The sequence below is a fragment of the Longimicrobium sp. genome (assembly GCF_036280135.1).
In the GTDB taxonomy this organism is placed as follows: domain Bacteria; phylum Gemmatimonadota; class Gemmatimonadetes; order Longimicrobiales; family Longimicrobiaceae; genus Longimicrobium.
In genome coordinates, this window is the sequence record NZ_DASURI010000005.1 from 1 (window position 1) to 3,193 (window position 3,193).

The 3,193-nt window shown below is 71.6% G+C and carries 3 protein-coding genes; all 3 read left to right on the forward strand.

The window, feature by feature from the left end:
- The first annotated feature begins 43 nt into the window (after positions 1-43).
- From VFZ20_RS00190 to VFZ20_RS00200, 3 genes are read left to right on the forward strand one after another with little or no spacing between them, the layout of a single operon-like run.
- Positions 44-256, forward strand: coding sequence for a cation transporter (locus tag VFZ20_RS00190; RefSeq protein WP_329681787.1), 213 nt, complete (start codon positions 44-46; stop codon positions 254-256).
- A 2-nt stretch (positions 257-258) separates the two neighbouring features.
- Positions 259-645, forward strand: a complete 387-nt coding sequence (locus tag VFZ20_RS00195) for a cupredoxin domain-containing protein (RefSeq protein WP_329681788.1) — start codon at positions 259-261, stop codon at positions 643-645.
- Positions 646-649: 4 nt separating this feature from the next.
- Positions 650-3,052, forward strand: coding sequence for a heavy metal translocating P-type ATPase (locus VFZ20_RS00200; RefSeq protein WP_329681789.1), 2,403 nt, complete (start codon positions 650-652; stop codon positions 3,050-3,052).
- Positions 3,053-3,193: the final 141 nt, after the last annotated feature.

The following is a 3,193-nucleotide window of genomic DNA, read 5'->3' on the forward strand; positions in this document are numbered from 1 at the left end:
CCCATAGGGGGTGGGGGTACGAATCAGAACGGAGAGACGACTGATGGAGCAGACGACGATCGCAATCCAGGGCATGAGCTGCGGGCACTGCGTGGCCAGCGTGAAGGGCGCGCTGAGCCGGCTCGACGGTGTGGAGGTGCAGGAGGTCAAGGTCGGGTCGGCGAAGGTCGCGTACGATCCGCAGGCGGTGACGCCCGAGCGGATCACGCAGGCCATCTCGGACGAGGGCTACGCCGCGCAGGTGGCGGGGAGCTGACAATGAGCGCGACCGACTGGCTGGTGGTGCTGGGCGGCCTGGCCGCCATCGCCTGGGTGAACTGGTACTTCTTCCTGGCCGGCCGGTCGGTCGCGACCGTGACCGCGTCGGCAGGCGGGACGCAGGAGGTGACGATCGGGGTGCGCGGCGGCTACGACCCCGCACAGGTCCGCGTCAGGGCCGGATCGCCGGTCCGGCTGGTGTTCGACCGGCAGGAGACCTCCAGCTGCTCCGAGGAGGTCGTGATCCCGGAGTTCGGCATCCGGAAGTTCCTCCCCGCGCACCAGAAGACGGCGGTGGAGATCGTTCCCCGCGCGGCGGGCACGTACGAGTTCACATGCGGCATGGGCATGCTCCGCGGCAGGCTCATCGTCGAGCGGGAGGGATAGGCAGATGGCTACGCGGACGGTCCCCGCGCGGGACCATGACCAGAAGGCGCACGTAGTGGCGCCGGCGGCGGAGAAGGTCACGATCCCCGTGAGCGGGATGACCTGCGCCGCGTGCTCCGGCCGCGTGCAGCGCGCCCTGGAGAAGACGCCCGGAGTTTCGGGCGCGGCTGTGAACCTGATGATGAAGAACGCCACCATCGAGTACGACCCGGGCGTCACCACCGCCGAGCGGCTGGTGGAGACGATCCGCGGAACGGGGTACGGCGCCGACCTGGCGCCCCCGGACCAGACGGCGTTCGAGGAGCAGGAGGCGCGCGACCGCGCACAGGACGAGGAGTTCCGCGAGCTGCGCCTCAAGGCGGGCGTGAGCTTCGCCGTCGCCATGGTGGCGATGATCGTCTCCATGCCGCTGATGGCGGCGGGCGCGCACGGCGCCCACGGCCCGGTAGCCGACCCGTTCATGCGCTGGACGATGGGGTGGCTCAACCCGATGCTGGAGAGCGTCTTCCCCTGGCTGTACCGGGTGCCCGCGGCGGTGCTCTCGTACGGCCTGCTGGCGCTCACCGCGGGAGTGATGGCCTGGGCGGGGCGGCACTTCTACACCCGCGCCTGGGCGGCCTTCCGCCACCACTCGGCGGACATGAACACGCTGGTCGCGGTGGGGACGGGTGCCGCGTTTCTGTACTCTGTCGTGGCGACGGTCGCGCCGGGCTTCTTCCTGAGCCGCGGCCTGAACCCGGACGTCTACTACGAGGCCGTCGTCTTCATCATCGCCCTGATCCTCACGGGCAATGCCCTGGAGGCGAGGGCCAAGCGGCAGACGTCCAGCGCGCTCCGCTCGCTCGTGCAGCTGCAGCCGAAGACTGCGCGGGTGCTGCGGGACGGCGTCGATGTCGACCTGCCGGTAGAGGAGGTGCGGCACGGGGACGTGGTGGTCGTCCGCCCCGGGGAGCGCATCCCGGTGGACGGCGAGGTGGTCAGCGGCAGCAGCGCGGTGGACGAGTCGATGCTCACGGGCGAGTCGCTGCCGGTCGAGAAGAACCCGGGCGACCGCGTGATCGGGGCGACCATCAACCGCACCGGCGCCTTCCGGTACCGCGCCACCACCCTCGGCGCGGACAGCGTGCTCGCGCAGATCGTCAAGCTGATGCGCGACGCACAGGGCTCGCGGGCGCCGATCCAGCGGCTGGCGGACCGCATCAGCGCGGTGTTCGTCCCCGTGGTGCTCTGCATCGCCATTGCGACGTTCGTGATCTGGTTCGTCACGGCGGACCAGGCGCCGGGAGTCCGCGCCTTCGCGGCGGCCGTCGCGGTGCTGATCATCGCCTGCCCCTGCGCCATGGGCCTCGCCGTCCCGACCGCCGTGATGGTGTCGACGGGGAAGGGCGCGGAGCTGGGCGTGCTGATCAAGGGTGGGGAGGCGCTGCAGCGGGCGGGCGACATCCGCACAGTGGTGCTGGACAAGACGGGCACCATCACCGAGGGCCGCCCGACCGTGACGGACCTGGTCACCACGCCCGGGTGGGCCGGGCGCGAGGAGGAACTGCTGCGCCTGGTCGCCTCGGTCGAGTCCTCGTCGGAGCACCCGCTGGCGGACGCCATCGTGCGCCGCGCGACGGACGCGGGAATCGCGCTGGCGGAGTCGGAGAGCTTCCAGTCCATCACCGGCCGCGGCGCTATGGGCGTGGTGGACGGCCGGGCGGTGGTCATCGGCAACGAGGCGCTGATGGCGGACTACGGCCTGCGCGTGGACGCGCTGGCCGACGCCGCGGCCCGGCTCACCGGCGAGGCGAAGACGCCCGTGTGGGTGGACGTGGATGGCGAGCTGGCCGGGCTGCTGGCCGTCGCCGATCCCATCAAGGCCTCCTCGCGGGAAGCGATCGGCCAGCTGCACCGGATGGGCCTCCAGGTGGTGATGCTCACCGGCGACAACCCGCGCACCGCGGAGGCCGTCGCCCGGCAGGCGGGCGTGGACCGGGTCGTCGCCGGCGTGCTGCCGGAGGGCAAGGTGGCGGAGATCCGGCGTCTGCAGGAGGCCGGGCAGGTGGTGGCGATGGTGGGCGACGGGATCAACGACGCGCCCGCGCTCGCCCAGGCGGACGTCGGCGTCGCCATCGGCACGGGAACGGACATCGCCATCGAGGCCTCGGACGTGACGCTGATGCGCGGGGACCTGCGCGGCGTGGCCTCGGCCATCGCGCTCTCGCGGCGCACCATGCGGACGATGAAGCAGAACCTGTTCTGGGCCTTCATCTACAACGTGGTGGGGATCCCCATCGCCGCTGGCGCGCTGTACCCGGCGCTGGGGCTGCTGCTGAGCCCGATCCTCGCCAGCGCGGCCATGGCCTTCAGCTCGGTGAGCGTCGTGGGCAACAGCCTGCGCCTCCGCCGCTTCCGAGCAGCCTGAGCAGACCGCCCCGGCTCGTGCGGCCGGAGCGGCCTCCACGAGAACCAGGCTTCGGTGAGCGGACGATGCCGAATGAGACGATGACGGTCACGGGAGAGCGGTACGAGGGCGGCGCCACGATCGAGCAGTTCATCGCCGGCG

What these genes read in the sequence shown, in the direction of transcription:
- VFZ20_RS00190 (WP_329681787.1), top strand. Translation starts at nt 44, where the DNA reads ATGGAGCAGACGACGATCGCAATCCAGGGCATGAGCTGCGGGCACTGC.
- VFZ20_RS00195 (WP_329681788.1), top strand. Translation starts at nt 259, where the DNA reads ATGAGCGCGACCGACTGGCTGGTGGTGCTGGGCGGCCTGGCCGCCATC.
- VFZ20_RS00200 (WP_329681789.1), top strand. Translation starts at nt 650, where the DNA reads ATGGCTACGCGGACGGTCCCCGCGCGGGACCATGACCAGAAGGCGCAC.